Annotated in this window: 25 protein-coding genes and 1 pseudogene; 5 read left to right on the top strand and 21 right to left on the bottom strand. The window is 56.5% G+C overall.

Features of this window, described 5'->3' with window-relative positions; translation table 11 throughout:
• The first annotated feature begins 2 nt into the window (after positions 1 to 2).
• On the top strand, positions 3 to 755 hold the full coding sequence (locus D9N13_RS04560) for a M48 family metallopeptidase (RefSeq protein WP_290586466.1): 753 nt from the start codon (positions 3 to 5) through the stop codon (positions 753 to 755).
• A gap of 106 nt (positions 756 to 861) precedes the next feature.
• Here the strand turns inward: D9N13_RS04560 and D9N13_RS04555 are convergent, their stop codons facing one another.
• The 19 genes and pseudogenes from D9N13_RS04555 to D9N13_RS04465 form a co-directional block, all read right to left on the bottom strand.
• Positions 862 to 1,038 (bottom strand): hypothetical protein, encoded by a 177-nt coding sequence (locus D9N13_RS04555; protein ID WP_290586463.1) that lies wholly within the window; start codon positions 1,036 to 1,038, stop codon positions 862 to 864.
• Between the two features lie 100 nt (positions 1,039 to 1,138).
• Positions 1,139 to 1,888 carry a hypothetical protein gene (locus tag D9N13_RS04550; RefSeq protein ID WP_290586461.1) on the bottom strand — a complete coding sequence of 250 codons (750 nt, stop codon included), beginning with the start codon at positions 1,886 to 1,888 and terminating at the stop codon, positions 1,139 to 1,141.
• The gene (hypE, locus tag D9N13_RS04545) at positions 1,888 to 2,934 is read right to left on the bottom strand and encodes a hydrogenase expression/formation protein HypE (RefSeq protein ID WP_290586457.1); all 1,047 of its coding nucleotides are present in this window, start codon (positions 2,932 to 2,934) and stop codon (positions 1,888 to 1,890) included. The genes D9N13_RS04550 and hypE overlap by 1 nt, the downstream gene beginning before the upstream one ends.
• Positions 2,931 to 4,106: a hydrogenase formation protein HypD gene (gene hypD / locus D9N13_RS04540; protein ID WP_290586454.1), complete on the bottom strand. Its 1,176-nt coding sequence runs from the start codon at positions 4,104 to 4,106 to the stop codon at positions 2,931 to 2,933. The genes hypE and hypD overlap by 4 nt, the downstream gene beginning before the upstream one ends.
• Positions 4,103 to 4,390: a HypC/HybG/HupF family hydrogenase formation chaperone gene (locus D9N13_RS04535; RefSeq protein WP_290586451.1), complete on the bottom strand. Its 288-nt coding sequence runs from the start codon at positions 4,388 to 4,390 to the stop codon at positions 4,103 to 4,105. Before D9N13_RS04535 ends, hypD begins: the two co-directional genes overlap by 4 nt.
• Positions 4,381 to 6,873: a carbamoyltransferase HypF gene (gene hypF / locus D9N13_RS04530; RefSeq protein WP_290586449.1), complete on the bottom strand. Its 2,493-nt coding sequence runs from the start codon at positions 6,871 to 6,873 to the stop codon at positions 4,381 to 4,383. Before hypF ends, D9N13_RS04535 begins: the two co-directional genes overlap by 10 nt.
• A complete protein-coding gene (locus D9N13_RS04525) occupies positions 6,873 to 8,375 on the bottom strand; it encodes a nickel-dependent hydrogenase large subunit (protein WP_290586446.1) in 1,503 nt (500 codons plus the stop codon). The genes hypF and D9N13_RS04525 overlap by 1 nt, the downstream gene beginning before the upstream one ends.
• Positions 8,372 to 9,373: a HupU protein gene (locus D9N13_RS04520; RefSeq protein WP_290586443.1), complete on the bottom strand. Its 1,002-nt coding sequence runs from the start codon at positions 9,371 to 9,373 to the stop codon at positions 8,372 to 8,374. The genes D9N13_RS04525 and D9N13_RS04520 overlap by 4 nt, the downstream gene beginning before the upstream one ends.
• Positions 9,370 to 10,389, bottom strand: a complete 1,020-nt coding sequence (locus tag D9N13_RS04515; protein ID WP_290586440.1) for a sensor histidine kinase — start codon at positions 10,387 to 10,389, stop codon at positions 9,370 to 9,372. Before D9N13_RS04515 ends, D9N13_RS04520 begins: the two co-directional genes overlap by 4 nt.
• A gap of 6 nt (positions 10,390 to 10,395) precedes the next feature.
• Entirely contained in the window at positions 10,396 to 11,910 is a 1,515-nt protein-coding gene (locus D9N13_RS04510; protein WP_290586438.1) for a sigma-54-dependent transcriptional regulator, read from the bottom strand.
• A complete protein-coding gene (hypB, locus tag D9N13_RS04505; protein ID WP_290586435.1) occupies positions 11,903 to 12,799 on the bottom strand; it encodes a hydrogenase nickel incorporation protein HypB in 897 nt (298 codons plus the stop codon). The genes D9N13_RS04510 and hypB overlap by 8 nt, the downstream gene beginning before the upstream one ends.
• Complete coding sequence (hypA, locus tag D9N13_RS04500; RefSeq protein WP_290586433.1) at positions 12,799 to 13,140, bottom strand: hydrogenase maturation nickel metallochaperone HypA; 342 nt, start codon at positions 13,138 to 13,140, stop codon at positions 12,799 to 12,801. Before hypA ends, hypB begins: the two co-directional genes overlap by 1 nt.
• A complete protein-coding gene (locus D9N13_RS04495) occupies positions 13,133 to 14,266 on the bottom strand; it encodes a hypothetical protein (RefSeq protein WP_290586430.1) in 1,134 nt (377 codons plus the stop codon). The genes hypA and D9N13_RS04495 overlap by 8 nt, the downstream gene beginning before the upstream one ends.
• A complete protein-coding gene (gene hybE / locus D9N13_RS04490) occupies positions 14,263 to 14,799 on the bottom strand; it encodes a [NiFe]-hydrogenase assembly chaperone HybE (RefSeq protein ID WP_290586428.1) in 537 nt (178 codons plus the stop codon). The genes D9N13_RS04495 and hybE overlap by 4 nt, the downstream gene beginning before the upstream one ends.
• Before the next feature lie 5 nt (positions 14,800 to 14,804).
• Positions 14,805 to 15,041: a rubredoxin gene (locus D9N13_RS04485; RefSeq protein ID WP_290586425.1), complete on the bottom strand. Its 237-nt coding sequence runs from the start codon at positions 15,039 to 15,041 to the stop codon at positions 14,805 to 14,807.
• Complete coding sequence (locus D9N13_RS04480; protein ID WP_290586422.1) at positions 15,038 to 15,922, bottom strand: hydrogenase expression/formation protein; 885 nt, start codon at positions 15,920 to 15,922, stop codon at positions 15,038 to 15,040. Before D9N13_RS04480 ends, D9N13_RS04485 begins: the two co-directional genes overlap by 4 nt.
• Positions 15,923 to 15,946: 24 nt before the next feature.
• On the bottom strand, positions 15,947 to 16,351 hold the full coding sequence (locus D9N13_RS04475) for a hypothetical protein (protein ID WP_290586419.1): 405 nt from the start codon (positions 16,349 to 16,351) through the stop codon (positions 15,947 to 15,949).
• A complete protein-coding gene (locus D9N13_RS04470) occupies positions 16,351 to 16,695 on the bottom strand; it encodes a HypC/HybG/HupF family hydrogenase formation chaperone (RefSeq protein ID WP_290586417.1) in 345 nt (114 codons plus the stop codon). The genes D9N13_RS04475 and D9N13_RS04470 overlap by 1 nt, the downstream gene beginning before the upstream one ends.
• A gap of 65 nt (positions 16,696 to 16,760) precedes the next feature.
• Positions 16,761 to 17,387: pseudogene (locus D9N13_RS04465) on the bottom strand (HyaD/HybD family hydrogenase maturation endopeptidase); the annotation flags it as partial.
• A 257-nt stretch (positions 17,388 to 17,644) separates the two neighbouring features.
• Here D9N13_RS04465 and D9N13_RS04460 point away from each other — a divergent pair.
• The 4 genes from D9N13_RS04460 (at position 17,645) to D9N13_RS04445 (ending at position 22,991) form a co-directional block, all read left to right on the top strand.
• Positions 17,645 to 18,745, top strand: a complete 1,101-nt coding sequence (locus tag D9N13_RS04460; RefSeq protein ID WP_317622449.1) for a hydrogenase small subunit — start codon at positions 17,645 to 17,647, stop codon at positions 18,743 to 18,745.
• Entirely contained in the window at positions 18,745 to 20,559 is a 1,815-nt protein-coding gene (locus D9N13_RS04455; RefSeq protein ID WP_290586409.1) for a nickel-dependent hydrogenase large subunit, read from the top strand. The genes D9N13_RS04460 and D9N13_RS04455 overlap by 1 nt, the downstream gene beginning before the upstream one ends.
• A 24-nt stretch (positions 20,560 to 20,583) precedes the next feature.
• Positions 20,584 to 21,297: a Ni/Fe-hydrogenase, b-type cytochrome subunit gene (gene cybH / locus D9N13_RS04450; RefSeq protein WP_290586407.1), complete on the top strand. Its 714-nt coding sequence runs from the start codon at positions 20,584 to 20,586 to the stop codon at positions 21,295 to 21,297.
• Positions 21,298 to 21,437: 140 nt separating this feature from the next.
• Positions 21,438 to 22,991 (top strand): hypothetical protein, encoded by a 1,554-nt coding sequence (locus tag D9N13_RS04445; RefSeq protein WP_290586404.1) that lies wholly within the window; start codon positions 21,438 to 21,440, stop codon positions 22,989 to 22,991.
• A 19-nt stretch (positions 22,992 to 23,010) separates the two neighbouring features.
• Here the strand turns inward: D9N13_RS04445 and D9N13_RS04440 are convergent, their stop codons facing one another.
• Together D9N13_RS04440 and D9N13_RS04435 are read right to left on the bottom strand one after the other, a co-directional pair.
• A complete protein-coding gene (locus tag D9N13_RS04440) occupies positions 23,011 to 24,435 on the bottom strand; it encodes an ATP-binding protein (protein ID WP_290586402.1) in 1,425 nt (474 codons plus the stop codon).
• Complete coding sequence (locus D9N13_RS04435) at positions 24,435 to 25,094, bottom strand: response regulator transcription factor (protein ID WP_290586399.1); 660 nt, start codon at positions 25,092 to 25,094, stop codon at positions 24,435 to 24,437. The genes D9N13_RS04440 and D9N13_RS04435 overlap by 1 nt, the downstream gene beginning before the upstream one ends.
• Positions 25,095 to 25,103 lie beyond the last annotated feature (9 nt).

The raw sequence follows: 25,103 nt of genomic DNA, 5'->3' as shown, positions 1-25,103 counted from the left end.
GGATGAATGTTCCGATTAAGGTCAAAGGCACACCTATGAGCTTTCTGTATGGTGACGAGAGAATCGCTTTTGAAAGAGTCCTACGCCCGCAGGCCACTAGCAAGATACTAATTAAAGTCCATCCGGATTGTCGTGTGATTGTCTCCGCTCCAGAAGACGCCAGTGAGGATGCGGTGCTTTCTGCGGTCAAGAAGCGGGGCCGCTGGATCTACGAACAACTTCGCGATTTTCGTAAACAGCTGGAGCACATTACCCCGCGCCAGTATGTCAGTGGGGAGAGTCACTACTACTTGGGTAAGCAGTATTTGCTGAAGGTGATAGCAGCACCGGATCAAGTGCAGGGCGTGAAGCTGTTACGCGGCAAGCTGGAAGTATCGGTACGGCGGAAAAGTGCTGATCGGGTGAAGGGGTTGCTGACAGAGTGGTACAAGCTACGCGCCAGGGAAATCTTCGCCAACCGCCTGAATGCCATGCTCGAAGAAGCCCTATGGGTTACCGGTCGCCCTCCCCTACGAATTCTGTCCATGCAGACCCAATGGGGTAGTTGTTCCCCTAATGGCAGGATTACCTTGAACCCGCATCTGGTTAAGGCACCAAGGGAGTGTATTGATTACGTAATTCTGCATGAACTCTGCCATATTGCTGAACATAATCATAGTGAACGCTTTTATCGATTGATGGGTCAGGTGATTCCGAAGTGGGAAATGGTGAAGGAAAGGCTGGATACGATGGCCTATAGAATTCTGTCTGGATAATGCACTTCATCTTATCGAGTACTCCCGAGCAGGCTCAATTCTGGGCTATGTATCAGACCATCGTGGCCCGTGTGTTAAAAGCAAAAAGCCTGAAATGTCATCGGTTTTAGGTTGTGTTGCAACAGGATGGCTGTGGCTTGAATAAGCGACTGCCTATCCTGCCAATGGATAAACGCGGCCAGAACTCGGCAATGCTCTTGCCGTAACCACTCCCGTTCAGCAGTAGATAGATCAGGATCTTTTCCTGACTTTCCGCCCTCAGTATGCCTTTGAGCACAAACATGATGGGTTCTCCCCCCTTTTCCATAAACCATATAATGGTAAATATAACCCAACAATTGGTTAATATATGCCACCTATTGGTTTATGTAGCGCGGGCTCCGCTATATCGGCGCCACCAACAACCCAACCCCCAACGCCGACGTCACCACTCCTATGGAAAACTGCAACCCGGTATGCACCCGCGTCAGTTTCTTCGCCGTCATCCCCAGGGGCACAGAAATCACCAGTGAAAACACAAACATCCCCAATACCGATCCCACCCCAAAAATGGCGATGTAGGCCAACCCCGTACTGATGGAATCCACCTGATCCACAAACAACAGGATCAAGGCGGCGGAGCCGGCCATGCCGTGGATGATGCCCATGAACAACGCCCGCAGGGGCCAGTCTTTCTTGTGGCTCTTGTCATGAGAATGGTTGTGATGGCCGTGTTTATACTCAAGGCCCAGTTGCGGTTGGATGAACGGTGCCAGGCGAAAGTTTTGTGGTTGATCCTGATGGCTGTGGGCGTGGAAGTGCTGGGTGCCGTCTTTGTGTTGGTGCAGGTGGAAGTGGACTTTGTCGCGCCAGGCCCGACGCAGCACGTCCAGGCCCAGTACGATCATCAGGGCGCCGACGGCCATTTCCAGGCCGTGGGCCATTTGTTCGGGGATCATGGTGTCGCTCCACAGCACCACCGCGCCCACCAGCAGCAGCATCACGCTGTGGCCAAAGCCCCACGCCACCCCCTGGCGCACCACTTGCCAGCGGTTGGGAAAGGTGCTGGCCAGTGAGGCCACGGTGGCAATGTGGTCTGCCTCCAGTGCGTGCCGTATCCCCAGTAAAAAGCCCACGAATAATAAGCTGGTCATCAACAGATCCTCGGTAATTGCTCGCCTACGAGCCGGTCTACTATTCGCTGGCTGCCAAATCCTGTGGTCATCAGCACGCTTGGTTTTGAAACGGGTTTAGATGTTTCTTTTACTTGCCCGATGATGGCGCTGTGGCGCCCCGCCGGGTGGCTGTGCATTACTTCAATCAGTTTTTCGGCGGCAGCCGCAGGCACCACGGCCACCAGTTTGCCTTCGTTGGCCAGGTAGAGCGGGTCCAATCCCAGGATCTCGCACATGCCCCGTACTTCGTCGCGAATAGGCAGTTTGGTTTCATCCACCTGCATGCAGCAATCGCTGGCCTGGGCGAATTCGTTCAGCACGGTGGCCAGGCCGCCCCGGGTGGCATCCCGCAGGCAGTGGATGTCCGGGCACACGGCTAACATGGCTTGCACCAGATCGCCCAACGGTTGGCAATCGGATTCGATGCTGTTCTGCAAAGCCAGGTCGCCACGGGCATCCACAATGGCGGCGCCGTGATCCCCCAGGTAGCCGTTGATGATGATGGCGTCCTCCGGTTGTGCACCGGCGGCGCTGATGTTCACCCCTGCGGCAATCACTCCCACTCCGGCGGTGTTGATGAAGAGCTTGTCGCAGCTGCCCTTCTGCACCACTTTGGTATCGCCGGTGACGATGCTCACCCCCGCTTCCACTGCGGCTTGTTGCATGGAGCGTACCACTTTTTTCAGGGTGTCCACGGGCAGGCCTTCTTCGATGATGAAGCCGCAGCTTAAGTAAAGCGGTTTGGCACCGCCCATAGCCAGATCGTTGACGGTGCCGGCCACCGCCAGTTTGCCGATATCGCCACCGGGGAAGAATAATGGGTCCACCACGTACGAGTCGGTGGTGAAGGCCAGGCGGTTGCCCTGTTGTTGCAGGGCCGCCAGATCAAAGCGGGCCTGGTCTTCCATGGCGGCCAGGTTGGTGTTGTCCATGTTTTCAGAAAAGCCAGCAACGAACACAGAGCGGATCAGTTCGTCCATGGCTTTGCCGCCGCTGCCGTGGGCCAGGGTGATCACCTCTTTCATGCCATGGCCCCTGCCTTTTGATCCTGCGCCCGTTTGATTTTCAGCTCCTGCACATCGCTGTATTGATAGTAGGCGGCGCAGGCCCCTTCGGAGGACACCATCAATGCGCCCATGGGGGTTTGCGGTGTGCACTGTTCACCGAACTGTTTGCATTGCCAGGGGCGGATCAGGCCTTTGAGTACTTCACCGCACTGGCAACCGGCGGGATCAGTGACGGTGATGCCTTCAACCGCGAACTTGCGCTCCGCATCAAAGCGGGCGTAGGCATCGCGAATGCGCACGCCGGAGTGATCCACCGAGCCCAGCCCCCGCAATTCAAAAAAGTCGCGGATCTCGAATACGGTTTCGATGGCTTTCTGGCCCTGGCTGTTGCCCTGCTTTTGCACCACCCGTTTGTATTGGTTTTCCACTTCGCAGCGGCCTTCTTTGATTTGCAGCAACACCATGGTGAGGGATTGCAGAATATCCAGCGGTTCAAAGCCGGTGATCACCAGTGGTTTGTGAAATTCTTTCGCCACAAACTGGAACGGTTCTTCCCCCAGCACCATGCTGACGTGGCCCGGCGCCAGGAAACCATCCAGGATCATATCGGGATCGTTGAGAATGGCGTCGATGGTGGGCACGGTGGTGATGTGGTTGCAGAACAGGGAAAAGTTGGTGATGCCCATGCGTTCCGCCTGTAATAGGGTGAGCGCGGTGCTGGGCATGGTGGTTTCAAAACCCAGGGCGAAGAAGATGACTTCGCGGGTGGGGTTTTCCTGCGCCAGTTTCAGGCAATCCAGTGGCGAATAGACCATACGGATATCGGCGCCATCGGCCTTGGCCTGCAACAGGCTTTTCTGCGATCCCGGCACGCGCATGGCATCACCAAAGGTGGTGAAGATCACTTCCGGGCGGCTGGCCAGTGCCACGGCATCGTCCACCCTGCCCCGTGGTAACACACACACCGGGCAGCCGGGGCCGTGCACCAGTTCGATGCCTTCCGGCAACAATTGCTCGATACCGTAGCGGAAAATAGTGTGGGTATGGCCGCCGCAGAATTCCATTAATTGCAGGGGCATGGTGTTGCCGGCGGCGTTTCTTTTGGCAAGGATATGTTCGGTAACCCGGTGGATCTGTTGCACCAGTTTGCGGGCGGTGTCCGGATCACGAAATTCGTCGACGTATTTCATTGTGTGCTCTCCCCTGAAGCTTCTATCGCCTGCAGTTCTTCCTGAAATTCTCCCAACTCTTGTAACAGAGCCAATGTGCGTTGGGCCTCTTCCTCATCCAGGTGGCTCATGGCAAAACCCACATGCACCAGCACCCACTCCCCCACGTAATCCTGGGCTGTGGTGTTGGGTTCCACGATGCACATGATGTTCACTTCCCGCTGCACGCCGGATACATCCACCATGGCCATATGATTGGCGGCGTCACTGATGGCGACAATCTGCCCCGGAATTCCTAAACACATGGGGAGCTCCTCTTCTCTTGCAAATTTAGTTGTGGAGAGTTCAGTTGAATTTGTTGGGCGGCAGCGATCAGGGCCTGGCCCAGGGCGATGCCGCCGTCGTTGGCGGGCATCTGGCAATGGGTGAGCACGTTGAGTTGATGCTGCTGGAGCAGGCCCGTAATTTCGGTTGTGAGATGCACGTTCTGGAATACGCCGCCGGTTAACACCACATCGTTCACGTTATGCTGCTGGGCCAGTTGCCACACACAATCCGCCCAGGCCCGGGCCAATCCTTTATGAAATCTTGCGGCCATCAGGCCTTTAGGTTCTGCATTGTGCAGATCCTGTAAAAGACTGCGCCACATGGGGGCCGGGTCGATCTGCCACAGGCCGTTCGCTTCCTGCTGAATTGCCAAGGTGTAAGGTTGAGCTTGCTGCCATTGCTGTTCGCTGATGGAGGCTTCCAGTGCCATGGCGGCCTGGCCTTCAAAGCTCATACCATTGGTGGAGAATCCCAATAACGCGGCGACGGCATCGAACAGGCGGCCGCAGGATGAGGAAAGCGGTGAGTTCAACGACCGCTCCATCATGGCCAGGATGGTATCCACCGGTTGTTGGGCGATGGTTTGGATTGCCGGTAACGCGCCAAATTGTTCGATGACAGGGTTCCAGCCCATTGCATTGTGCAATTGCGCCACGGTGTTGCGCCAGGGTTGGATGGCGGCCGCATTGCCTCCGGGTAAGGGCACCGGTTTTAATCGGGCCAGGCGTTTTACTTGGGTGTAGTTCCCCAACAGGAGTTCGCCGCCCCAAAGGGCGTCCTCTCCTTTCCCGCCATCCTCACCTTCAGCGCCATTCGGTGCAAAGCCCAATCCATCCAGGGTGATGGCCAGTACTTCTTTTTCAGCCTTTTCACCATTAAATAACAGCGGCCAGCCATGCTCACCCAAACAGGCCGCCATGTGGGCATGGTGATGCTGGATTTCCAACACCGGTAAATTCAATTGCTGCGACACCATGCGCCCCACCCGGCCGGAGTGGTATTGGGGATGGGCATCCACGGCGATGCATTGCGCCTCATGCTGATACACCTGCTGATACAGGGCCAGGTTGCGTTCAAAGTCCGCCAGCGTTAACACATCCTGCAGATCACCCATGTGTTGGGACAGTACCGCTTTGTTCTGCCCCAACAGGCAAAACGTATTTTTGATTTCGGCACCCAGCGCCAGAACAGCCGGTGCGGTTTCAAAACCCGGCGGCAGCGGCAACGGCATGGGGGCATAACCCCGCCCCCGCCGCATCACTTGCGGTTGATGATCGATTACCTGAACCACGGCATCATCCACCCGATTGAGGATATCCCGATTGTGGAACAAGAACAGATCCGCCACGCCGGAGAGTTTTTCCAGCGCGCTGTCGTTGCTGATGCATTGAGGTTCACCACTGGGGTTGCCGGAGGTCATCACCAACGGAGTATCAAATGTATCCAATAGCAGGTGGTGTAATGGGGAAGGCGGCAGCATCACACCCAGGCGTTGCTGATCCGGTGCAATGCCGGTGCTGGGTGTTGTGTGCACGCCAAGTAATACCACGGGGGCCGCTGCACTTTGCAGCAGGGTTTGTTCCTGATCGGAGATATGACAATAACGCCTGGCCACCTCAAGATCCCGCACCATCACGGCCAAGGGTTTGTGGGGGCGGCGCTTGCGCAGGCGCAGTGTTGCCACGGCCTGTTCATTGCCGGCATCCAAAGCCAGATGAAATCCCCCCACACCCTTTACCGCAACAATCTTACCGGCCCGCAACGCGGCCTGGGCCACCGCGATGGGATCACCATCCAATGCAGCCCCGGATTGATCGGTGATCCACAGGGTGGGGCCACACATCGGGCAGGCGTTGGGTTGGGCATGAAAGCGGCGATCGGCGGGATCATCGTATTCCCGTTGGCACTGCGGGCATTGCTGGAACAGTGCCATGCTGGTGTTGACCCGATCATAGGGAATGCTGCGCACAATGCTCAGGCGCGGGCCGCAGTGGGTGCAGTTGATAAAGGGATAACGGTAACGGCGATTGTTGGGATCAAACAGTTCCCGCAAGCAATCCGGGCAGGTGGCCAGATCCGCTGATACACCGGTTTTCAATTGTGGTTTTGATTTGCCTTGCTGATGTTCGTGAAGGCTTTCTTCGATTCTAAATCCCTCACCATGCAGCGGAGCATCGCTCTGCCAGCATTCGATCTTGCTGATATGGGATTGTGCCGGCGGCGAGGATTGCAAACGCTGAAGCAAATCTTCCACCGCGCGCTCGGCACCACGGCAACAAATCAACACGCCGTCATCATCGTTACAGACGTGGCCGGTCAATCCCAGTTCCTGCGCCCAATGCCATACCGCAGGCCGGAAACCCACCCCCTGGACCACACCACTGACCCGAATGGTTTTTTGCACGGGCTGTTGTAACGAGCCGGGTTGTAAAGAATCCTGTTGCATCGGGTTCATCGCCATCAGTGCACCGTGCAAACCATACAAGGATCATAGGAACGAATCACATGCTGAATGGGCAGGCATTCATGCAGCTGGGCGGCATGTCCGGCATTTTTCAATTCGATGTTTTGCAATGCACTTTCCAAGGGCCCACATATGCCCTGCTGATCCCGGGGTGAAAAGTTCCAGGTGGTGGGTGCAATGATCTGGTAGTTGGCAATGCGGCCATCTACTACGTTGATCCAATGGCCCAGGCTGCCCCGGGCCGCTTCCACCAAGCCCTGCCCTTTACCGGAGTCAGGTTGATGGGATTGCTGGGCACAAAATAATTCGTTCACCTGCAGCTGCTGACACCATTGCTCCATGGCGGGCACCACCAAGGCAAATTCCAGTAAGCGCGCCACCACCCGGCTCATCACACCAGCGCCATCGCTTTTTACCAAATCCAATAACAGGGGATGGCCGTTCACCACCTGTCGCGCCAGGGCGCCCACCTCTGCCACTTCACCATTCAATCGGGGCGCCTTGCACCAGGAATAACCGGGCACATCGGCATCGGGCTGGGTAGTGCCCTGATAGGGATGGGCGCGCTCCCCCACCAACCAGCTATAGGCGATGTCTTCTTCAATCAATGTTGTATCCAGGGTTTTTATTTTTAGCCCACCGCTTTTAAGAGATGGCTTCTGCCACTGGGCCACGCCTTGCCTGAACAAATGCCGGTTGTTATTAGCGGGAATGTCATAGGCGCCGTAACTGAGAAAGGTATTACGGGTAACCCCCAGCTGATCCAATTGCAGGGGCTGTACCAAAGACAAAAAGCGGCCGAAGTCCGATTGGGCATGGGACGCCGCCCAGGCCATCAGCTGCTCGCGGTTTTCCAGCGCCGCAACGTTTTCCAGCTTGTCGGCAAACAACACCTGCTCCAGAAACTGGCGAAAGCTGCGAATCATCATCAACAGGCGCACCTGCTCGCTGCTGCCCAGGGCTTTGCTGGTGCCGCCCGGTTGCAGGCTTAAGCTGTGGGGCCATTTACCGGCCAGGATACCGGTCATCTGCATAAAGGCGGACCGCGCCGGTAACACCTGATTCACCACATTACCCACCTGGGCACGAAAGCGTTGTTGGATGGCGTCAAACCAGGGCTGTTTTTGATAACCGGTGCGGGCGAAATCCGGCATAAAGAATAAATAAAAATGGCTGAGGTGATCCGCCAGGTTTTCACAGGCCAGCGTCAGGCTGGTGGCAAGCCTGCCGTTATCAGTGGGCACCACCCCCATATAGTCTGCCAAAGCCGATGCGGCGGCAACGGACTGTGCCACCGAACAGATGCCACAGATGCGGGGTGTGTAGACCAATGCATCCAGGGGTGGCTTGCCTTGCAGAATCACTTCAAAGCCACGGAACAACGGTGAATTCACCCAGGCCTGTTGCACGCGCCCATCGGCCTCCTGCACGCGAATTTCCAGATCCCCTTCCACCCGGTTTAACGGCCCCAATAATGTGTTTCCCGTTGGCAGGCTCATGATTTTTTATGCTCTTTGCCGGGTGGGTAGATCAGGCGCTCCGCCACGGCGTTCTTGCGCAGGCGTTGCGGTGTGGCGGCCTTGGCCAGGGAGGCCAGCGCCACAAACCAGGCCTTGGGCATGTCCGTGGGCAGGCCCACCGGAATGCCGGCAAGCTTGGGTGTTTCCATAAAGCTGTGGCGGCTGTCTTCAAAGCCCGGTGCGGTGCAATTCACGCAGGCGTAACCGCCTTTCAAACAGGAACCGCTGCCGTTCCAGGGGCGGATATTGCAATCCGCCCGGGCCTGGGTACCCAGGCAGCCCATGTGTTCCATCATGCAGCCCAGATCACCGGGCTTTTCGGAACTGGCTTTGTATTCGTAATATTCGTTGCGGGGGCAACCGTGATGCACCAGGTGATCGGTGTAAAAACGGGGCCGGTTGTATTCATCCAGTTGGTTTTGATGCAAAGCATCCGCCGCCAGTAACGTGAGGGTTTCGGTCACCCAATCGGGATGGGTCGGGCAACCGGCAATGTTTACCACCGGCAATGATGATTGGCTGCGCCATTGTTCCCCCAGCAGGCCACCGGGTTGTTCGGTATCGAATTGCAATCCTTTGGCTTCACCAATATTGATCCCCGCCGAGGTGATACCACCAAAGGCCGCGCAACTGCCCACCGCCACCACCTGTTTGGCTTGGGCGGCCAGCTTTTCCAACCAGTGAAACATGGGTTGATCGGTGCCACTCAACAAATGGAAACGGCCGGTACCGTTCGGCCCCATCATCACGGAGCCTTCCAGGCATAATATATCCAGTGCCTGCTCGCCATCACAGATGGATTTCATGAGCGCCAGGAATTCCGGCCCGTTGGATTCGCTCAGGCTGGGGTGCCATAACAGGTCAATTCCGGATTGGGATAAGCGATCCAGCAGGTGCGGATTCTCTGCATTCAGTAATGAAAGGCTGCAACCACCACAACCACCGGACTGCAACCACAACAGCGTTTTTGACGTCATGCCGTGCCTCCATTCTGGGTGATGGCTTGTGTTATCACTTTGGGTAAGGTGAGGGTGAATTCAGCGCCGCCCTGCGGTGGGCATTCCACCGTGAGATTACCACCGCATTGCTCCGTGGCCAGCAGATAGCTGATGTACAAGCCAAGCCCGGTGCCTTTACCGGATTGTTTGGTGGTAAAGAAAGGATCAAAGATCGTGGCCAGGTGTTCACGCTTGATGCCGGGGCCGTTGTCGCGAAGCGTAATGGCAACCGTTTTATCATCCATTTTAACGCTGACCCACAGCGAGGGAGCCTTCACCGGCTCCACCGCATCGATGGCATTCTGAATCAGGTTCACCAGAATCTGGTGCACCAGGCCTTCGTAACCTGCCACTTCCAGTGATTCCAGTATTTCCAGATGCTGCTGCACCGCAATCCGATTGCTGCGACACACCCATTGCATGGAGTTGCGAATCAATGCCGCCAGATCAAAGGGGGCAACCGATCGCTTCTGTGGGGTGGTAAACCGCAGCAGGTTCTGCACAATCTCGGTAACCCGATCTGCCCCCTCTTTGGTGCCTTCCACCAGGGGGTTTAAATCCCGCAGGATGGCGTCGATGCGGTTGCGCTCCCGCAATTGATTCACCGGCGGGTGATTGAGCTGTTCCAGTTCGGTAAAAAAGCCCTGCAAGCGGGCGTTGTAGCCTTCCAACGCAAACGCATTGCCCTGGATAAAACTGATGGGATTGTTCAGCTCGTGGGCCACCCCCGCCACCAGGCGGCCAAGGGATGCCATTTTCTCGGCCTGGATCAGCTGCCGCTGGGTTTGTTTTAGTTCTTCATGGGTGCGGTGCAATTCACGGTAGGCCGCTTCCAGGGCGGTGTTTTTATCTTCCAGTGCCACCTGATGTTCCACCAGGTCGGCGTAGATGTCATCCATGCGCTGAATCACTTCAATCCACGCGCTTTCCCCCACCTCTTCGGGTAATGCATCCGGCAGGGTGACCTGATGGGTAAGCGGTTTAGATCGTTCCATGGCGCTCTATCCTTGAGCCGTTTGGGGTTTCTGTGGAATCTGTTCCAGTTCGTAGCGCTCCAGCTTGTTGCGCAATCCCACGCGGGATAAACCCAGCTCTTCCGCCGCGCGGGTTTTGTTCCAGCGGTGACGAATCAGGGTTTCCTTGAGGATGCGCGCCTCCAACGATTCCACCCGTTGCTTCAGCGAGCCTTCGATGCCGGTAAGCAATTCCAGATCCGATTGGGCTTCCTCCGGCGCGGCCAACACAATGCGCGCGCTGATCAGGTCGGCCCCCAGGGTATCCTCATGGGCCAGCACCAGCATTCGCTTGATTTCGTTCTGCAGTTCGCGCACGTTGCCGGGCCAGTCATAGGCCTGCAAACAGTGAATGGCTTCTTCGGTAAAACCTTTGACCTGTTTGCCCAACTGGCGGGATGATTCCTCCAGAATGGCGTAGGCCAGTGCCTCGATATCCATGGCGCGATCCCGCAGTGGCGGCAGCTGTACCACAAAGGTGGCTAAGCGGTAGTACAGATCCTGCCGAAACCGGCCTTCTTTTACGTCTTTTTCCAGATCCCGATTGGTGGCGGCCACCACCCGCACATCGATCTTCCGGCGGGTGTTGGTGCCTAAGGGCCGGATCTCCCCTTCCTGCAACACCCGCAGCAGTTTCACTTGAAAAGCCGGTGACACTTCGCCGATTTCATCCAGAAAAATCGTGCCGCCATCGGCCCGTTCAAACAATCCCACCCGGTCATCCACCGCCCCGGTAAAGGCGCCGCGCTTGTGACCGAATAATTCACTTTCCAGCAATTCATCCGGCAGTGCACCGCAGTTTTCCGCCACAAAGGGGCCATCCTGACGCAGGCTGTTGTAATGCAGTGCCCGCGCACACAGCTCCTTGCCGGTGCCGGATTCACCGGTCAATAATACGTTCACGTTGAACGGGGCCACATGCTGGATGATCTCACAAACATGATTCATGGCGCTGTCCGGGGATCGAACAATCCCCAGATTCCAGTCAAAACGGGCACGCAATAACTGACGCTTTTCTTCCAGCTCGTCGGCCAGGGTTTCCGGCCGCAGCTTCAATTCCACTGACAGTTGCTCGTTCAAACGCTGCAGGCGGAACAGTCGGGCGGCATTGTGCAGTTTCATCAGCAGATCAGCGGGCTGCCAGGGCTTGGTAATAAAATGGTAGATGCCCGCATCGTTCACCGCATCGATGATGTCGGCGGAATCGGTGTACCCGGAAATAATCATGCGAATCACTTCCGGCCATTGCTCCCGTACCCGCATCAGAAACTCGACACCGGTCATCTCCGGCATGCGTTGGTCACAGAGAATGATCTGCACCCATTCCCGCTGCAGAATGGCCTCCGCCTCCTCGATGGTGGTGGCACAATGCACATCGAACTCATCCTGCAGAATACGCGCCAGGGTTTCCACCGAGCGCTGTTCATCATCCAGAATCAGAACCGTGGGCAAGGGCTTGGGCACCGCGGGCAAACCGGAACGGGCATCGATCAGCTCAGGCATGACGGGTATCCTCGGCGGTGTTGGCGCCTTCGGCAAAGGCCGGATGCCCGATGAGGCGGCTTTGCCGATTCAGTGTCAGCCACTGATACCATTGCTCCATGCCTTCGCCGGTTTTGGCGGACACTTTGATGATCTGAATAGCGGGATTGATACGGCGGGCAAACTCAATGCAACGCTCCACATCAAAATCCAGATGGGGCAGCAGATCGATTTTATTCAGCAGCATCACATCAGCAGCGGCAAACATATCGGGATATTTGATGGGTTTGTCCTCCCCTTCGGTAATAGACAGGATCGCCACTTTGTGGGCCTCCCCCAGATCAAACGCGGCGGGGCACACCAGATTGCCCACGTTCTCAATAAACAATACGCTGCCCGGTTGCGGTTGCAGGGTTTCCAATGCGTGGCCCACCATGTGTCCGTCCAGGTGGCAGCCTTTGCCGGTGTTTACCTGAATGGCGTTGACACCGGTGGCACGGATGCGCTCCGCATCCTGGGAGGTTTCCTGATCGCCTTCGATGACCGCTAAAGGGAACTTGTCTTTCAGATCGGTCAGGGTTCGGGTGAGTAATGTGGTTTTACCGGAGCCGGGGCTGGACACCAGATTCAGGGTGAAAATTCCCTGTTCGGCAAAGCGGGCGCGATTGGAGCGGGCATACTGATCATTCTTGCCGAGAATATCTTTTTCGATCTGCACCATGCGGGCCTGATCCAATCCCGGGGCATGGGCCCGGGCCGGGCCCAAACCGTAGTGATGGTGGTGGTTATGTTCGTGAGAATGATGACCTTGAGAATGACCTTGAGAATGTTCATGTGAATGTCCGTGGGAATGTTCGTGCCCACCCTCAATGGTAACGTCCCCTTCTCCGCAACCGCACACTGTACACATCACTCCACCTCCAATTCTTTGATTCGCATTTCATCCCCGCCGGTAACCTGTAACTGATAACCACCGCACTCCGGGCAGGGTTGGTAGCGTTCCCGAAGCGGCAGGGTTTTGGCGCACTGCATGCACCAGGCTTGGCCAACCGGCTGCACGATATCCAGCGCCGCCCCTTCCAGCACACTGTTACGGGAGACCGCATCAAAACAGAAGCGCATGGCTTCCACCTCCACACCCGCCAGCGTGCCGATTTCCAACTGCAGCCATTTCACTTTGCTGAAGCGCTGCCTGGCGGCTTCTTCTTCCACAATTTGTAATACGGATTCACACAGGGACATTTCATGCATGACTCTGTACCTCCCAGCCCACACAGGGGTTCATCATCATCACCAGTAACGCCAACCGCTGATGGGCCTGCTCTGCTTCTGTTTCCGGCAATTTTTCCACCATTGTATGCAGCACGCCCTGCGGGTGAAAGTTCCAATCAGTAGGCGCGATGATCCAGTAGCGGGCAATGCGTTCCCGCTCGGGGTTCAGTTCCACCCCGTGGATCAGGCCGCCACGGGCGGTTTCCAACTGGGTCAGGGCAAACCGGGGTGAAGCGGACTCAATATTGCCATTGCTGATGTTTACACCGCCATCCTCTTTGCCGGTAGCCGCTCTGGAGGCGCCAGCCAATAGCCATTTCAGCAGCCACTGCACTTCCAATACAATGGCCAGCAGCCGGGGTTGCAGGCACCAGCCCTGCTGCAAGGCCTGGAACACTGGCGCCCGATCGGCCTGACGCACAACGGCGCCGGTCTCCCTGGGCTGTTGTTGCCACTGGGGTTGATGGCTGAATGCAGGATCACCAATCAAGCGGCTGACCAGATCTTCTCCAGAAAAGGATTGCACGCCACACAGATGGTAATCGCTGCGCCAATCCTGCAATCGGGTTGCCGCCACCAACTCATCGGCCAGGCAGTTCCCCCCGGTAAATAACGACTCGTATAACTGCCCTGCCCAAGCGGCCAGATCCATCACCGCTGGTAAATCATCGGCAACCGCCTTGATGCCGAATATCCCGGACAGCACGCTCCTGCGGTCCATGCCGCTCATGGCACAGCGCAGAATCTGGCTGGCTTCCGCCATGCAATCCGTGCGGGGGGGCAAGCCCAGGCGCGGCGGCAATTGAACCAACAGTGTCCACAGATGTTCGTGCAGCAGTTCCAGGCGCAGCATCTGGTCACGATGCTGTTCCAGCTCTGCAGGCACAGTGACGCCCATCAACTGCTCGGCTACCCGGGATGCGGCAACGGTTTGCGCCCGTCGACACACGGAAAACAACAGCGACACCACTTGATGAGCTTCGACGATGGTGCGGTTTTGCAACAAGCGGGTCAGCCCCTGGGGGCGGGTGGATTCGATGGACAACAATGCATTCGCTGCGGAATCGCGCCCAAACCGGATATGCAAAGCGCCCGCCTGACTCATTTGGCTGCTTTCCCCTGAATGTGCGGTTTATCTGTTTGCTGACCCAGAATGCGCCGAAACAATGTGCGCCGGGGTGGCTCTGCACTGCAGTCTGCTGGTATAGACGATTCGGCCGTGGATGCTTCGGCAGTCAACAGTTGCTTCAGCGATGCCATTGCGATTTCTTCCGCCAGGTGCTGACTCTCAAGCTCCTGCACCGGGGACAACAACGAGCAGCTCAAGTAACGGCCGATACCACCCTCGTGCCCGGCGATAAAGGAAAAAGACCCGCAGGGAAAATTTACCGATTGCGCTTCGCCAAACCGCGGCACGCTGACACCGTCTTCCCTCGGCAATAACATGAAATTCATAAACCAGGGTGTCACCATCACCCCCAACCAGTATTGCTGCCAAGGTTGAAAGCCCAGCGCACGAACCTGTAACCGGGGATTCAAAAACGGCAAGCCATCCATGCGTTGCTGCACCTGGGCAAACGTGGCTTCCAGGGTGCTGACAACCTGCTGCTCTGAAGTGAATGTGGCGGTGAAGGTCATGGCGCTTACCTCACCACCATAAACTGATTTTTTGCCCCATCACACTGGGGGCAACGCCAATGCTCCGGTAGCTGGGAAAACGGTGTGCCCGGTTCAATCTGCCAGACATCATCCCCCTGCTCCGGCTGGTAGCGATACCAACAGATCTTGCATTCCAGAATGGAATCATCCTGCAGGCGGCTGGCATCCCCGCCATAAGACCCTTCAAATGAGGAGCCTTCAAAAGAAGCGTTGCCACTCACCGGTAGATCTCCAGAATTTCCTGCAGACGATGGGCGCTGTCTGCAATGTCTTCCGGCGCGGCCATCACCACTTCCGGCATGTTAGTGACTTCGATGGTGTTCAGGATCAGCGCATCTTCAGAATTGAAATATTTAATCCACCACACGTTGTTACAGGCGGTACTGCCCACCCGGCAATTGCCATAACCACGGGATAAAAACGTCACCGGGCCTACCCCCAAACGTTCACCCAGGCAAAACAGATCCGCATCACTCAACGGCAGTAAGGTTAGATTCATCACATGGGCGGGTTGCCCTTGCGCCGCATCCTGCGCCCGCTCCGTAATTTTGTTCGCCAATTCTGACAACAGCGCAGGCACGTTCATCACACCGGTGGGCAAATTGCTGGTGTCGGTATCCAGGCTGGCGGCAGCATCGGCAAATGCCAGCTCCGTTACGCAAGCAGGTACAGCGCCCACCTCCAGGCCATCCCAGATCAGATTGTCATCCACATCCCGTTGCTGCACCCGCCACAAACCGGCCATCACGGATTCCTGAATATGAATGGGGGAAGATTCCAGGGAAGCACCGCCGATGGTGGCACTCACCTCGCCCACCCCCATCATCTGATTCACCAGCCGCAAGCTGTCCTGATTCAGTCCGGACAGCGGAAACAAGGCATTGCCTTTAGAGGGATAGTGCTGCAAGCCGAGCAACACCCGCTGCAGCAGCTTCAATGCCGGCTCAATGTGGCCGGCATCTTCCGGTTCCGGCACCTGCGGCTGGTGATAGGTTGTCATGGCCGTGGGCATGCTCAGGTATTGAAACGACTCTTCGAATTCCTGTGGTTGCGAACCCGGGCCGAAATAGGACACCACCGGAATACGATCTGAATCACTCATGTTTGGCTCCTCATATTTAGTTCCTCACGACAAACTGACGTTGGGAATTCGTTGGGCGGGCTGAAAGTCGGTTTCCAGCAAGGGCTTGATCAGGGCCCGGTACTCGGCCCAATCCCGCACTTTGCTGATCACCTCAAGCTGGGTACCGCGCCGCAAGAACACCAGTGCCGGCCATTGGTTGAAGGGGTAGCGTTCCTTCAGGGCCTGTTCACTTTCACGATCCACCACCGCCACCTGAAACCGGCCATGAAAGGCCCGTTGTATCTCCGGCAGGATAATGGCCACATCATTGCTCTCCGGATAGCGGGCGGGATCGTTGGTAAAAAACAGCATCAGGAATTCGTGTTTGGCCACCAGTGCATCGATGGTATCCAGATTCGCGACCGGGCACCCCACTTGTGAGACCAGGCGTTCAATCATTACCGACATTACTCTTCTCCATCATTCAAGGTTGCCACAGGCTTGCCCACCGCCGCTCGCAGGTGATCCGGCAACGGGGGTTCTCGGCCTACCAGATCGGCAAACAGGTGATCGATATCCCCGTGCCCGTTCATGGTTTGATTCAAGGCTTGCAACGCCAACTGCATACGTTGGGCGGTTTCGTGATCCAGGATTTCCCTGGCCGCCCCCAGAAACACCAGCAACCAGGAACCCGGTTCGCAGGGGCCCACCAGGGACAAATCCACTTCTTCAGGCTCAGCAGCGCCTTCCTGCCGACACAAAGCCAACAGCCCATCGGCAGACACCACCTGCATGGGAATCCCAATGCACATCAGTCCTGCCTCCGCTTGTCCAGATCCACACTGTAAGACAACGGTTCTGCGGTGACGGCTTTGGGATCAAACACCACCTGGCCGGATTGCAGTACTCGGGGGTCTCCCAACCGGCAGGCGTCTTCTTCGCTGGGGCGCCTGGATTCATAGTCATTCAGGGCAATACTGTGATGGGCAAGGGTTTCGGCGGTGGCCTGCCCTGATCGCCGGCAGACCTGAATACCCTGCTCCTGCAGGTAGGCAACGGCGATCTCCAATGCCGGTTGAATCTGGGCTTTTACAGAGGGCCGCAAACTGCCGCCGTAATCCTCCAGCTCTTCCGGCTGCACCCCGATCAAAAGCAGTTTCTGCGGGCATCTACCCAGCATTTCCGCCATGGCCAGCACTTCCTGAAAGCCGGTCTGATGCAGGCTCATTTTCTTGGCCCCCATAAAACTGGGGACAGCCTGATCGCGAATCACCTTGAGCGTGCCGGGGTCTAGGCCGTAATCAATGGCATCGAACACCACCAGGATATCGGCCTCCTGCACATGGGGAACCAGATAGATGCCCTGGGTGCCCCCGTCCATCAAGCGCACGGAATCCGGCACTTCATAGCACTCGTTGAACGCTTCAATGGCACGCACCCCAAAGCCCTCGTCGGCCCACAGCACATTACCAATACCCAACAGCAGAACCTGGTCACTCATGATGACGGTCTCTTGATCGATTGCGAACGAAAATGGATGTGACCCTCATTCTGTCAACAGCTTGACCATTGCGCAAGATCTATTGAAAACTTTCTTTTCGATAATAAGACCAAAGTGCAATATATTTTTCCGGTTTGGCGTTTAACTACCCCCTAGAGCCCCCACAACCCGGGCGTTGTCGCCATGGCACATAACTTGCCCAAAGGCTGAACAAGAGGAGTGACCGAATAACAAGACCGATAGGGGAATGCTCAAGGGGAATGCTCATGACTGAAACCTTTTACGAAGTAATGCGGCGCCAGGGCATCACGCGCAGAAGTTTTATGAAGTACTGCAGCCTGACCGCCACCGCACTGGGCCTGGGGCCCGCCTTTGTACCGAAAATCGCCCACGCCATGGAAACCAAGCCGCGGATTCCCATCCTGTGGCTGCATGGCCTGGAGTGCACCTGCTGTTCGGAATCCTTCATCCGCTCGGCCCACCCGCTGGCCAAGGATGTGATTCTCAGCATGGTCTCACTGGATTATGACGATACGATCATGGCCGCTGCCGGCCACCAGGCGGAAGCCATCATCGAAGAAACCATCGACAAATATAACGGCAACTACATTCTGGCGGTGGAAGGTAATCCACCCCTGAACCAGGATGGCATGTCCTGCATCATCGGCGGCAAGCCGTTCCTGGACCAGTTGACCCATGCGGCCGAGCACTGCAAGGCCATCATCTCTTGGGGGTCGTGCGCATCCTACGGATGCGTGCAGGCAGCGGCCCCCAACCCTACCCAGGCCACCCCGGTGCACAAGGTGATCCACAACAAACCGATCATCAAGGTTCCCGGGTGCCCACCCATTGCGGAAGTCATGACTGCCGTGGTGACCTACATCCTGACCTTTGAGCGAATGCCGGAGCTGGATCAACAGGGTCGGCCGAAAATGTTCTACAGCCAGCGCATCCACGATAAATGCTATCGCCGCCCGCACTTTGACGCCGGCCAGTTTGTGGAAAGCTGGGATGACGAGGCCGCCCGCAAAGGCTATTGCCTCTACAAAATGGGCTGTAAAGGCCCCACCACCTACAACGCCTGTTCCACCATTCGCTGGAACGAAGGCACCTCCTTCCCGATCCAGGCTGGCCATGGCTGCATCGGTTGTTCGGAAGACGGCTTCTGGGACAAAGGCTCCTGGTACGCCCGCCTTACCGACATCCCGCAGTTCGGTGTTGAGGCCAACGCCGACAAGGTGGGGGCTACCGCCGCCGCCGTCGTTGGTACCGCCACCGCCGCCCATATTGCCGCTAGCGCTGTGAAGCGCGCCATGCAGAAAGACGCGCAGCCAGGATCACAAAAAGGAGATCAGGAATAATGAGCATCATCAAAACCCCGAATGGTTATGATTTGGATAGCAGCGGCCGCCGTGTGGTGGTGGATCCAGTGACCCGAATTGAAGGTCATATGCGTTGCGAGGTCAACGTGGATGATAACAACGTCATCCGCAATGCGGTGTCTTCGGGCACCATGTGGCGCGGCCTGGAAGTGATCCTGAAGGGCCGTGATCCCCGCGACGCCTGGGCGTTTGTGGAACGCATCTGCGGTGTCTGTACCGGCTGTCACGCGTTAACGTCTGTGCGTGCCGTGGAAGATGCCCTGGGCATTAAAATCCCCCCCAATGCCCACCTGATCAGGGAAATCATGGCCAAGACCCTGCAGGTGCACGATCACGTGGTGCATTTCTATCACCTGCATACGCTGGACTGGGTGAATCCGGTGAATGCACTGAAAGCCGATCCCAAGGCAACGTCCCAGCTGCAGCAAATGGTATCCCCTGCCCACCCCATGTCCAGCCCGGGTTATTTCCGCGATATCCAAACCCGCATCCGCAAGTTTGTGGAGTCCGGTCAACTGGGCCCGTTCAAGAACGGTTACTGGGATAACCCGGCTTATAAACTGCCGCCGGAAGCGGATCTGATGGCGGTGGCCCATTACCTGGAAGCGCTGGACCTGCAGAAAGATTTTGTGAAAGTGCATACGGTGTTCGGCGGCAAGAATCCCCACCCCAATTATCTGGTGGGCGGTGTGCCCTGCGCCATTAACATGGACGGCGATCTGTCCGCCGGTGCGCCGTTGAATATGGAGCGCCTGAACTTTGTCAAAGCCCGTATCGATGAGATGGTGGCCTTCTGCAATAACGTGCTGATTCCCGATGTGTTGGCCATTGCCAGCTTCTACAAAGACTGGCTCTACGGCGGCGGCCTGGGCGCCTACAGTGTGATGGATTACGGCGCCTACCCTAAGGTGAACTACGACAAATCCACGGATCAATTGCCCGGCGGTGTGATCTTGAACGGGAACTGGAATGAAGTGTTTCCGGTGGACCCCCGTGACCCAGAGCAGGTACAGGAATTTGTCGCCCACTCCTGGTACAGCTACCCGGATGAAAAAATGGGCCTGCATCCCTGGGACGGTGTTACCGAGCCCAACTTCAAGTTAGGCCCCAACTTCAAAGGCACCAAAACCAACATTCAGGCAATGGACGAAGCCGCCAAATATTCCTGGATCAAGGCACCCCGCTGGCGTGGTCATGCGGTGGAAGTGGGGCCACTTTCCCGCTACACCCTGGCCTATGTGCAGGGCGTCGACTATGTGAAAAATCAGGTGGACACCAGCGTAGCCGCGTTCAACCAATTAGCGGGTACTGAACTGGGTGCCAAGTCCGTGCTGCAATCCACCATCGGCCGCACCCTGGCCCGCGCCCTGGAAGCACAATACTGCGCCGACATGATGGTGGACGACTGGACCGAACTGATGGGCAACATCAAGAACGGTGACACCACCACCGCCAACATGGAAAAGTGGGACCCAAAAACCTGGCCCAAGGAAGCCAAAGGCGTGGGCACCGTGGCCGCACCCCGTGGCGCACTGGGGCACTGGATCAAGATCAAGGACGGCCGCATCGAGAACTACCAATGTGTGGTACCCACCACCTGGAACGGTTCGCCCCGCGATCCTGCCGGCAACATCGGTGCCTTTGAAGCCAGCCTGATGAACACGCCCATGGAGCGCCCGGATGAGCCGGTGGAAATCCTGCGCAGTCTGCACAGTTTTGATCCCTGCCTGGCCTGCTCCACTCATGTGATGAGTGAAGACGGTCAGGAACTGGTTCGGGTCAAGGTTCGATAAACAGACTACGCGAGGAGAGCTGCCATGACGATCCAAGACACCGCCTACCGGTCCGAACCCGCCGTCTATGTGTACGAGGCCCCCATCCGCATCTGGCATTGGGTTAATGCGCTGGCCATTACGGTACTGTGTGTGACGGGCTACTTTATCGGTAGCCCGCTGCCCACCGTGGCCGGCGAAGCCAGCGACCACTTCCTGATGGGCTACATCCGCTTCGCGCATTTCGCGGCAGGTTACATTCTGGCCATTGGTTTTCTGTTTCGTATCTACTGGGCTTTTGTCGGTAACGAGCACGCCCGGCAATTGTTTCTGCCCCCATTGCTGAACCGGCATTGGTGGTCGGGCGTCCTGCATGAGGCGAAATGGTATGCGTTTCTCACCAAAGAGCCGCTGAAGTACGTGGGCCACAATCCACTGGCACTATTGTTTATGCATTTCATGTTGGTGTGGGGAACCGTTTTTATGATCTTCACCGGATTTGCCCTTTATGGAGAAGGCACCGGCATGGGCAGCTGGCAGTACCAGTGGTTCAGCAGTTGGATCATCCCCCTGTTTGGCCAAAGCCAGGATGTCCACACCTGGCACCACCTGATCATGTGGGTGATCATCTGCTTTATCATCATGCACGTGTATGTGGCAATTCGCGAGGACATCATGTCCCGCCAATCCATGGTGAGCACCATGATCAGTGGCTGGCGCACCTTCAAGGACAACCGGAAAACAGACGACGACATCTGATTGTTTTATCAGCCTTATTCCGTTACCTTCACCGGCCTTTCTGTAATACACTCCGCTAACAGAGGTGACCACTGGGCACCTCTGTAAATCGTGCACCTCTGTAAATTTTATAATCACAATAAATAAAGCGAGAACAATCGATGGAACGATTATCCAAAACGCCACGCTATGTGTATTCAACTTTATTCGCAATGGGAATATCCGCCTGTGGTGGATCATCCCTGTTGTGGGAGGCCACCTACGATTCCGCGGACGCCAACATCGCGGTGGATGCCGCACTGGATGCGCAAGGTAATCTTTATGTAGTGGGCAGTCACCGCGCCCAGCCACAGGATGCCAATTTCGATTACAGTGGCCTGATTGTTAAGTACAACAGCAGCGGCGACCTGGTGTGGCAAAACAGCCTGCCCGGAGTGACCCACGTTCACGACATCCTGCCCGTGGATGACAATCACATCCTTATTGAAACCACCAACGACTGGCTGACCGGAATACAACTCTCCGGCAGTTTCCACCTGGCATCGGCGGCCGATGGCAGCCCGCTGCAACAGCTCAGCAATGAAGATACAACTCTCTGGACAGAAGCAGCCCTGGATCAGGGTCGAATCATTCTGTTGAATCGATACCGATTGGATAACGATATTGCCAGTGAGCTACAGCAATTTGATGTGAACGGCAATCTCACCAACAATCTGCCGCTGACCGGCACTCCCTTGCAGATCGCCGCCATGCCGAACGGGGGCTTGTACTATCTGGGCGACAACGAATGGCAATCAGGCATGCGATTACATGCCCTGGATGAAAACCTGAACCTGATGTGGAGTTCTGTTGAACTCAGCAGCCTGAACGGGCTCTGCGGACGATTTGCCGGATTCAATCCGGTATCCATCACAACGGACAACAATCAGGATATCCTGATCAAGTGTTCCAGCGGCCTGGTGAAGTTGTCTGCGCAAGGTGCTTTGTTGTTTACTTCCGATTACTCCGATTTAATGCGCGCAGAACCCGATGCCAATCCTGAGTTACTGGAATTTGAATTGGAACCCAGCTTGATCACAGTCGATAACAACAACGACATTTTCATCAGCACCACCCGGGCCAATTACCTTGCGGGCCAAATCGGAAACCTGCAGACCGGCAACTTCAGCCTGTTGAAAAGCGATACGCTGGTGATGAAAATCAGCGGCGCAACCGGTGAGCGAATCTGGAGCGATGATGTTAACGGTTACCTGCTTGGCAGCGCCAATGGGGTCACCAGCGACTTCTACTATCCTCTGGCCATGTCCATCATCGAGGGTGAGCTGCAGGTCACCTTGCGGGGATTTCGGGGCAACTACACCGGTGTCGTCAGCGCTGACGACAGCGCCCTCACCTATTGTTCCGAGTTTACCGATCTCTACTATCCGTTGAACACCTGCGCACTGGATTCCGTTGCCAACGCCTACGCCAGGACCCTCTTTTTTGACTTGGGTGACGGCATGCGCCGCAACGGGCCCAGCTACAATGAAGATTATCCCAGCACCGCCCTGGTGGGCACCGACAACACCCTGTATATGATCGGTGACAGCACCTGGGAAGGCGCCAAACAGTACATTGAACTGAACGCGCTGGGACAAGCCATTCTGAGCGATGCCGGCTGGGCGGAGCAGCGGGACAGCGACAGCTCAATCTACATCAAGAAACACCAACTGTAAGCGGCAGCATCGGGGCAGGTTACGCCTGCCCCCGAAGCGGGCCCAGGTTCAGCGGCAAACCCAGTGATAAGCGAAGCATCACGCACAAACCACCCAATGCCTCGCTGTCGGCAAGCTCTATCCTTGCACCCAGAATATCCACTATGAGCTTGACGATGGCCAACCCCAACCCGGCGCCGGGCACATCCGTACCGGTCAAGCGGTAGAAGCGGTTGAATATCCGCTGCCGTTCAGACTCCGGCACGCCCGGCCCACTGTCTTCCACCATCACCACAATCTGCTCATCGGCCTGCCGGGCAGTCACCTTCACCTGACCCCCAACGGGAGAATACTTGATGGCATTTTCAATCAGGTTTTTCACTACAACAGACAACAACTGAGGCACGGACTGAACGGTAATGTGTTGCCTATCGCAATGCAGTTCCAACTGTACCTGCCTGGCGTCAGCCAGTGGATACAACGCAGCGATTTCTTCCCGCAACAAGGGCACCAGATCCACTGCCAGCGGCTCGTAAGGCAGTTCTGTCTGTTCCAGTTTGCTGAGTGTCAGCAACTGTTCCATCAGACGGCTGGCGCGATCAATGCCCTGGTTCAATTCCTGTAAATAATGTTCACACTCGGCACTGCTGCCGGCGTTCAAGGCATTTTGGACATTTACTTTCAACACCGACACCGGTGTACGCATTTCGTGGGAGGCCATCGCGGTAAAGCGCCGCTCCATCTCGATGGAGTGCCGCACCTGATCAAATAGATGATTCAGGGCCTGCACCACCGGCTGGATTTCTTCGGGCACGCTTTGCATCTGGATCGGGGTAAGATTATCTTTGCCCCGGCTGCGGATATTGCCGGCCAATTCACGCAACGGCTCCAGGCCATGCTTCAGAATCCAGAGCAACAAACACAGCAATACCGGCAGGCTCACCAACAGGGGAACCATATAACTGGCCAGGATTTCTTCCGCCAGCTCATCCCGTATATCCGCCCGTTCTCCGGCCGTGAAGCGATACGGCCCTTCTTTTAGGGTAAACAAGTACCAGAGGTAACCATCAACTCGCACAGTGGTATAGCCCTGCGCGGGCGCCTGGTTCAAACGCAGCATGGACTCATCCGATTCAAACAGCACCACTTCCTCTTTGCGCACCTGGAACAACACTTTACGCTCATAACGATGGCCATAGAGTGTACGCTCCAAATCGGAATCAACTTCAGGTGGCGCAACGGGCGGCGTGGCAACTGTGTCCGGCTGTTGCTCCAATGCGGCATGATTTTGGCCCACCCGCTTAAACGAGGATTTCAACAGCCTGGCGGTTTGTGCCAGTTCGGCATCAAACAACTCATCCACTTCATGGCGTGCCTCGAAATAGCTTGCCGTCATGGCCAGCAGAAACGCGGCGGTAAGCACCACGGATACAGCCACCATCAGGAAGCGCCGTATGGATCCCATCAGGCTTTCTCTACCAGATAACCGACACCTCGAATGGTGCGAATCAAATCATTGCTGAATTTTTTACGCAGATGATGGACGTGCACCTCGATCGCGTTACTGGCCACATCCTGCCCCATGTCGTACACCGCCTGTTCCAACTGATCCCGGGTCAGCACGCGACCGGTATTGGTCAACAGCTCCTGCAGCAGCATATACTCGCGCCGGGGCAGCGTGACGTCTGCGCCGTGATAAGTTACCCGCATGGCATCCGGGTAGAGCACGATATCGCGATAGAGGATGGTGCGATCAGCCCGTCCGCTGCGGCGCCGCAGCAAGGCCCGAATGCGGGCCATCAGTTCATTCGAATCAAAGGGTTTGGCAAGGTAATCATCGGCACCATGATCCAGCCCTCCCACCCGATCGGCGATGCTGTCACGGGCAGTCAGAATAATCACCGGTGTGGTGCAGCCGGCTTTGCGCATCAACTTCAGCACATCGGTGCCGTCCATGTCCGGTAAGCCCAGATCCAGCACCACCAGATCGTATTCCTCCTCATCCAGACACTGCAGGGCACTTTGACCGGCCGACATCCAGTCCACCGAGTAGCCCTGTTTTTTCAGCCCCGCCAGAACGCCCCGCCCCAGCATGGCATCATCTTCCACCAGCAATAAACGCATTAACCTGCC

This window comes from Ketobacter sp. GenoA1 (assembly GCF_003671475.1).
Classification (GTDB): Bacteria; Pseudomonadota; Gammaproteobacteria; order Pseudomonadales; family Ketobacteraceae; genus Ketobacter.
Note: the sequence above shows the minus strand (reverse complement) of the source record. Positions and strands in the feature narration are given on the sequence as shown.

What these genes read in the sequence shown, in the direction of transcription:
- D9N13_RS04560 (WP_290586466.1), top strand. Translation starts at nt 3, where the DNA reads ATGAATGTTCCGATTAAGGTCAAAGGCACACCTATGAGCTTTCTGTAT.
- D9N13_RS04555 (WP_290586463.1), bottom strand. Translation starts at nt 1,038, where the DNA reads ATGTTTGTGCTCAAAGGCATACTGAGGGCGGAAAGTCAGGAAAAGATC.
- D9N13_RS04550 (WP_290586461.1), bottom strand. Translation starts at nt 1,888, where the DNA reads ATGACCAGCTTATTATTCGTGGGCTTTTTACTGGGGATACGGCACGCA.
- hypE (WP_290586457.1), bottom strand. Translation starts at nt 2,934, where the DNA reads ATGAAAGAGGTGATCACCCTGGCCCACGGCAGCGGCGGCAAAGCCATG.
- hypD (WP_290586454.1), bottom strand. Translation starts at nt 4,106, where the DNA reads ATGAAATACGTCGACGAATTTCGTGATCCGGACACCGCCCGCAAACTG.
- D9N13_RS04535 (WP_290586451.1), bottom strand. Translation starts at nt 4,390, where the DNA reads ATGTGTTTAGGAATTCCGGGGCAGATTGTCGCCATCAGTGACGCCGCC.
- hypF (WP_290586449.1), bottom strand. Translation starts at nt 6,873, where the DNA reads ATGGCGATGAACCCGATGCAACAGGATTCTTTACAACCCGGCTCGTTA.
- D9N13_RS04525 (WP_290586446.1), bottom strand. Translation starts at nt 8,375, where the DNA reads ATGAGCCTGCCAACGGGAAACACATTATTGGGGCCGTTAAACCGGGTG.
- D9N13_RS04520 (WP_290586443.1), bottom strand. Translation starts at nt 9,373, where the DNA reads ATGACGTCAAAAACGCTGTTGTGGTTGCAGTCCGGTGGTTGTGGTGGT.
- D9N13_RS04515 (WP_290586440.1), bottom strand. Translation starts at nt 10,389, where the DNA reads ATGGAACGATCTAAACCGCTTACCCATCAGGTCACCCTGCCGGATGCA.
- D9N13_RS04510 (WP_290586438.1), bottom strand. Translation starts at nt 11,910, where the DNA reads ATGCCTGAGCTGATCGATGCCCGTTCCGGTTTGCCCGCGGTGCCCAAG.
- hypB (WP_290586435.1), bottom strand. Translation starts at nt 12,799, where the DNA reads ATGTGTACAGTGTGCGGTTGCGGAGAAGGGGACGTTACCATTGAGGGT.
- hypA (WP_290586433.1), bottom strand. Translation starts at nt 13,140, where the DNA reads ATGCATGAAATGTCCCTGTGTGAATCCGTATTACAAATTGTGGAAGAA.
- D9N13_RS04495 (WP_290586430.1), bottom strand. Translation starts at nt 14,266, where the DNA reads ATGAGTCAGGCGGGCGCTTTGCATATCCGGTTTGGGCGCGATTCCGCA.
- hybE (WP_290586428.1), bottom strand. Translation starts at nt 14,799, where the DNA reads ATGACCTTCACCGCCACATTCACTTCAGAGCAGCAGGTTGTCAGCACC.
- D9N13_RS04480 (WP_290586422.1), bottom strand. Translation starts at nt 15,922, where the DNA reads ATGAGTGATTCAGATCGTATTCCGGTGGTGTCCTATTTCGGCCCGGGT.
- D9N13_RS04475 (WP_290586419.1), bottom strand. Translation starts at nt 16,351, where the DNA reads ATGTCGGTAATGATTGAACGCCTGGTCTCACAAGTGGGGTGCCCGGTC.
- D9N13_RS04470 (WP_290586417.1), bottom strand. Translation starts at nt 16,695, where the DNA reads ATGTGCATTGGGATTCCCATGCAGGTGGTGTCTGCCGATGGGCTGTTG.
- D9N13_RS04460 (WP_317622449.1), top strand. Translation starts at nt 17,645, where the DNA reads ATGCTCATGACTGAAACCTTTTACGAAGTAATGCGGCGCCAGGGCATC.
- D9N13_RS04455 (WP_290586409.1), top strand. Translation starts at nt 18,745, where the DNA reads ATGAGCATCATCAAAACCCCGAATGGTTATGATTTGGATAGCAGCGGC.
- cybH (WP_290586407.1), top strand. Translation starts at nt 20,584, where the DNA reads ATGACGATCCAAGACACCGCCTACCGGTCCGAACCCGCCGTCTATGTG.
- D9N13_RS04445 (WP_290586404.1), top strand. Translation starts at nt 21,438, where the DNA reads ATGGAACGATTATCCAAAACGCCACGCTATGTGTATTCAACTTTATTC.
- D9N13_RS04440 (WP_290586402.1), bottom strand. Translation starts at nt 24,435, where the DNA reads ATGGGATCCATACGGCGCTTCCTGATGGTGGCTGTATCCGTGGTGCTT.
- D9N13_RS04435 (WP_290586399.1), bottom strand. Translation starts at nt 25,094, where the DNA reads ATGCGTTTATTGCTGGTGGAAGATGATGCCATGCTGGGGCGGGGCGTT.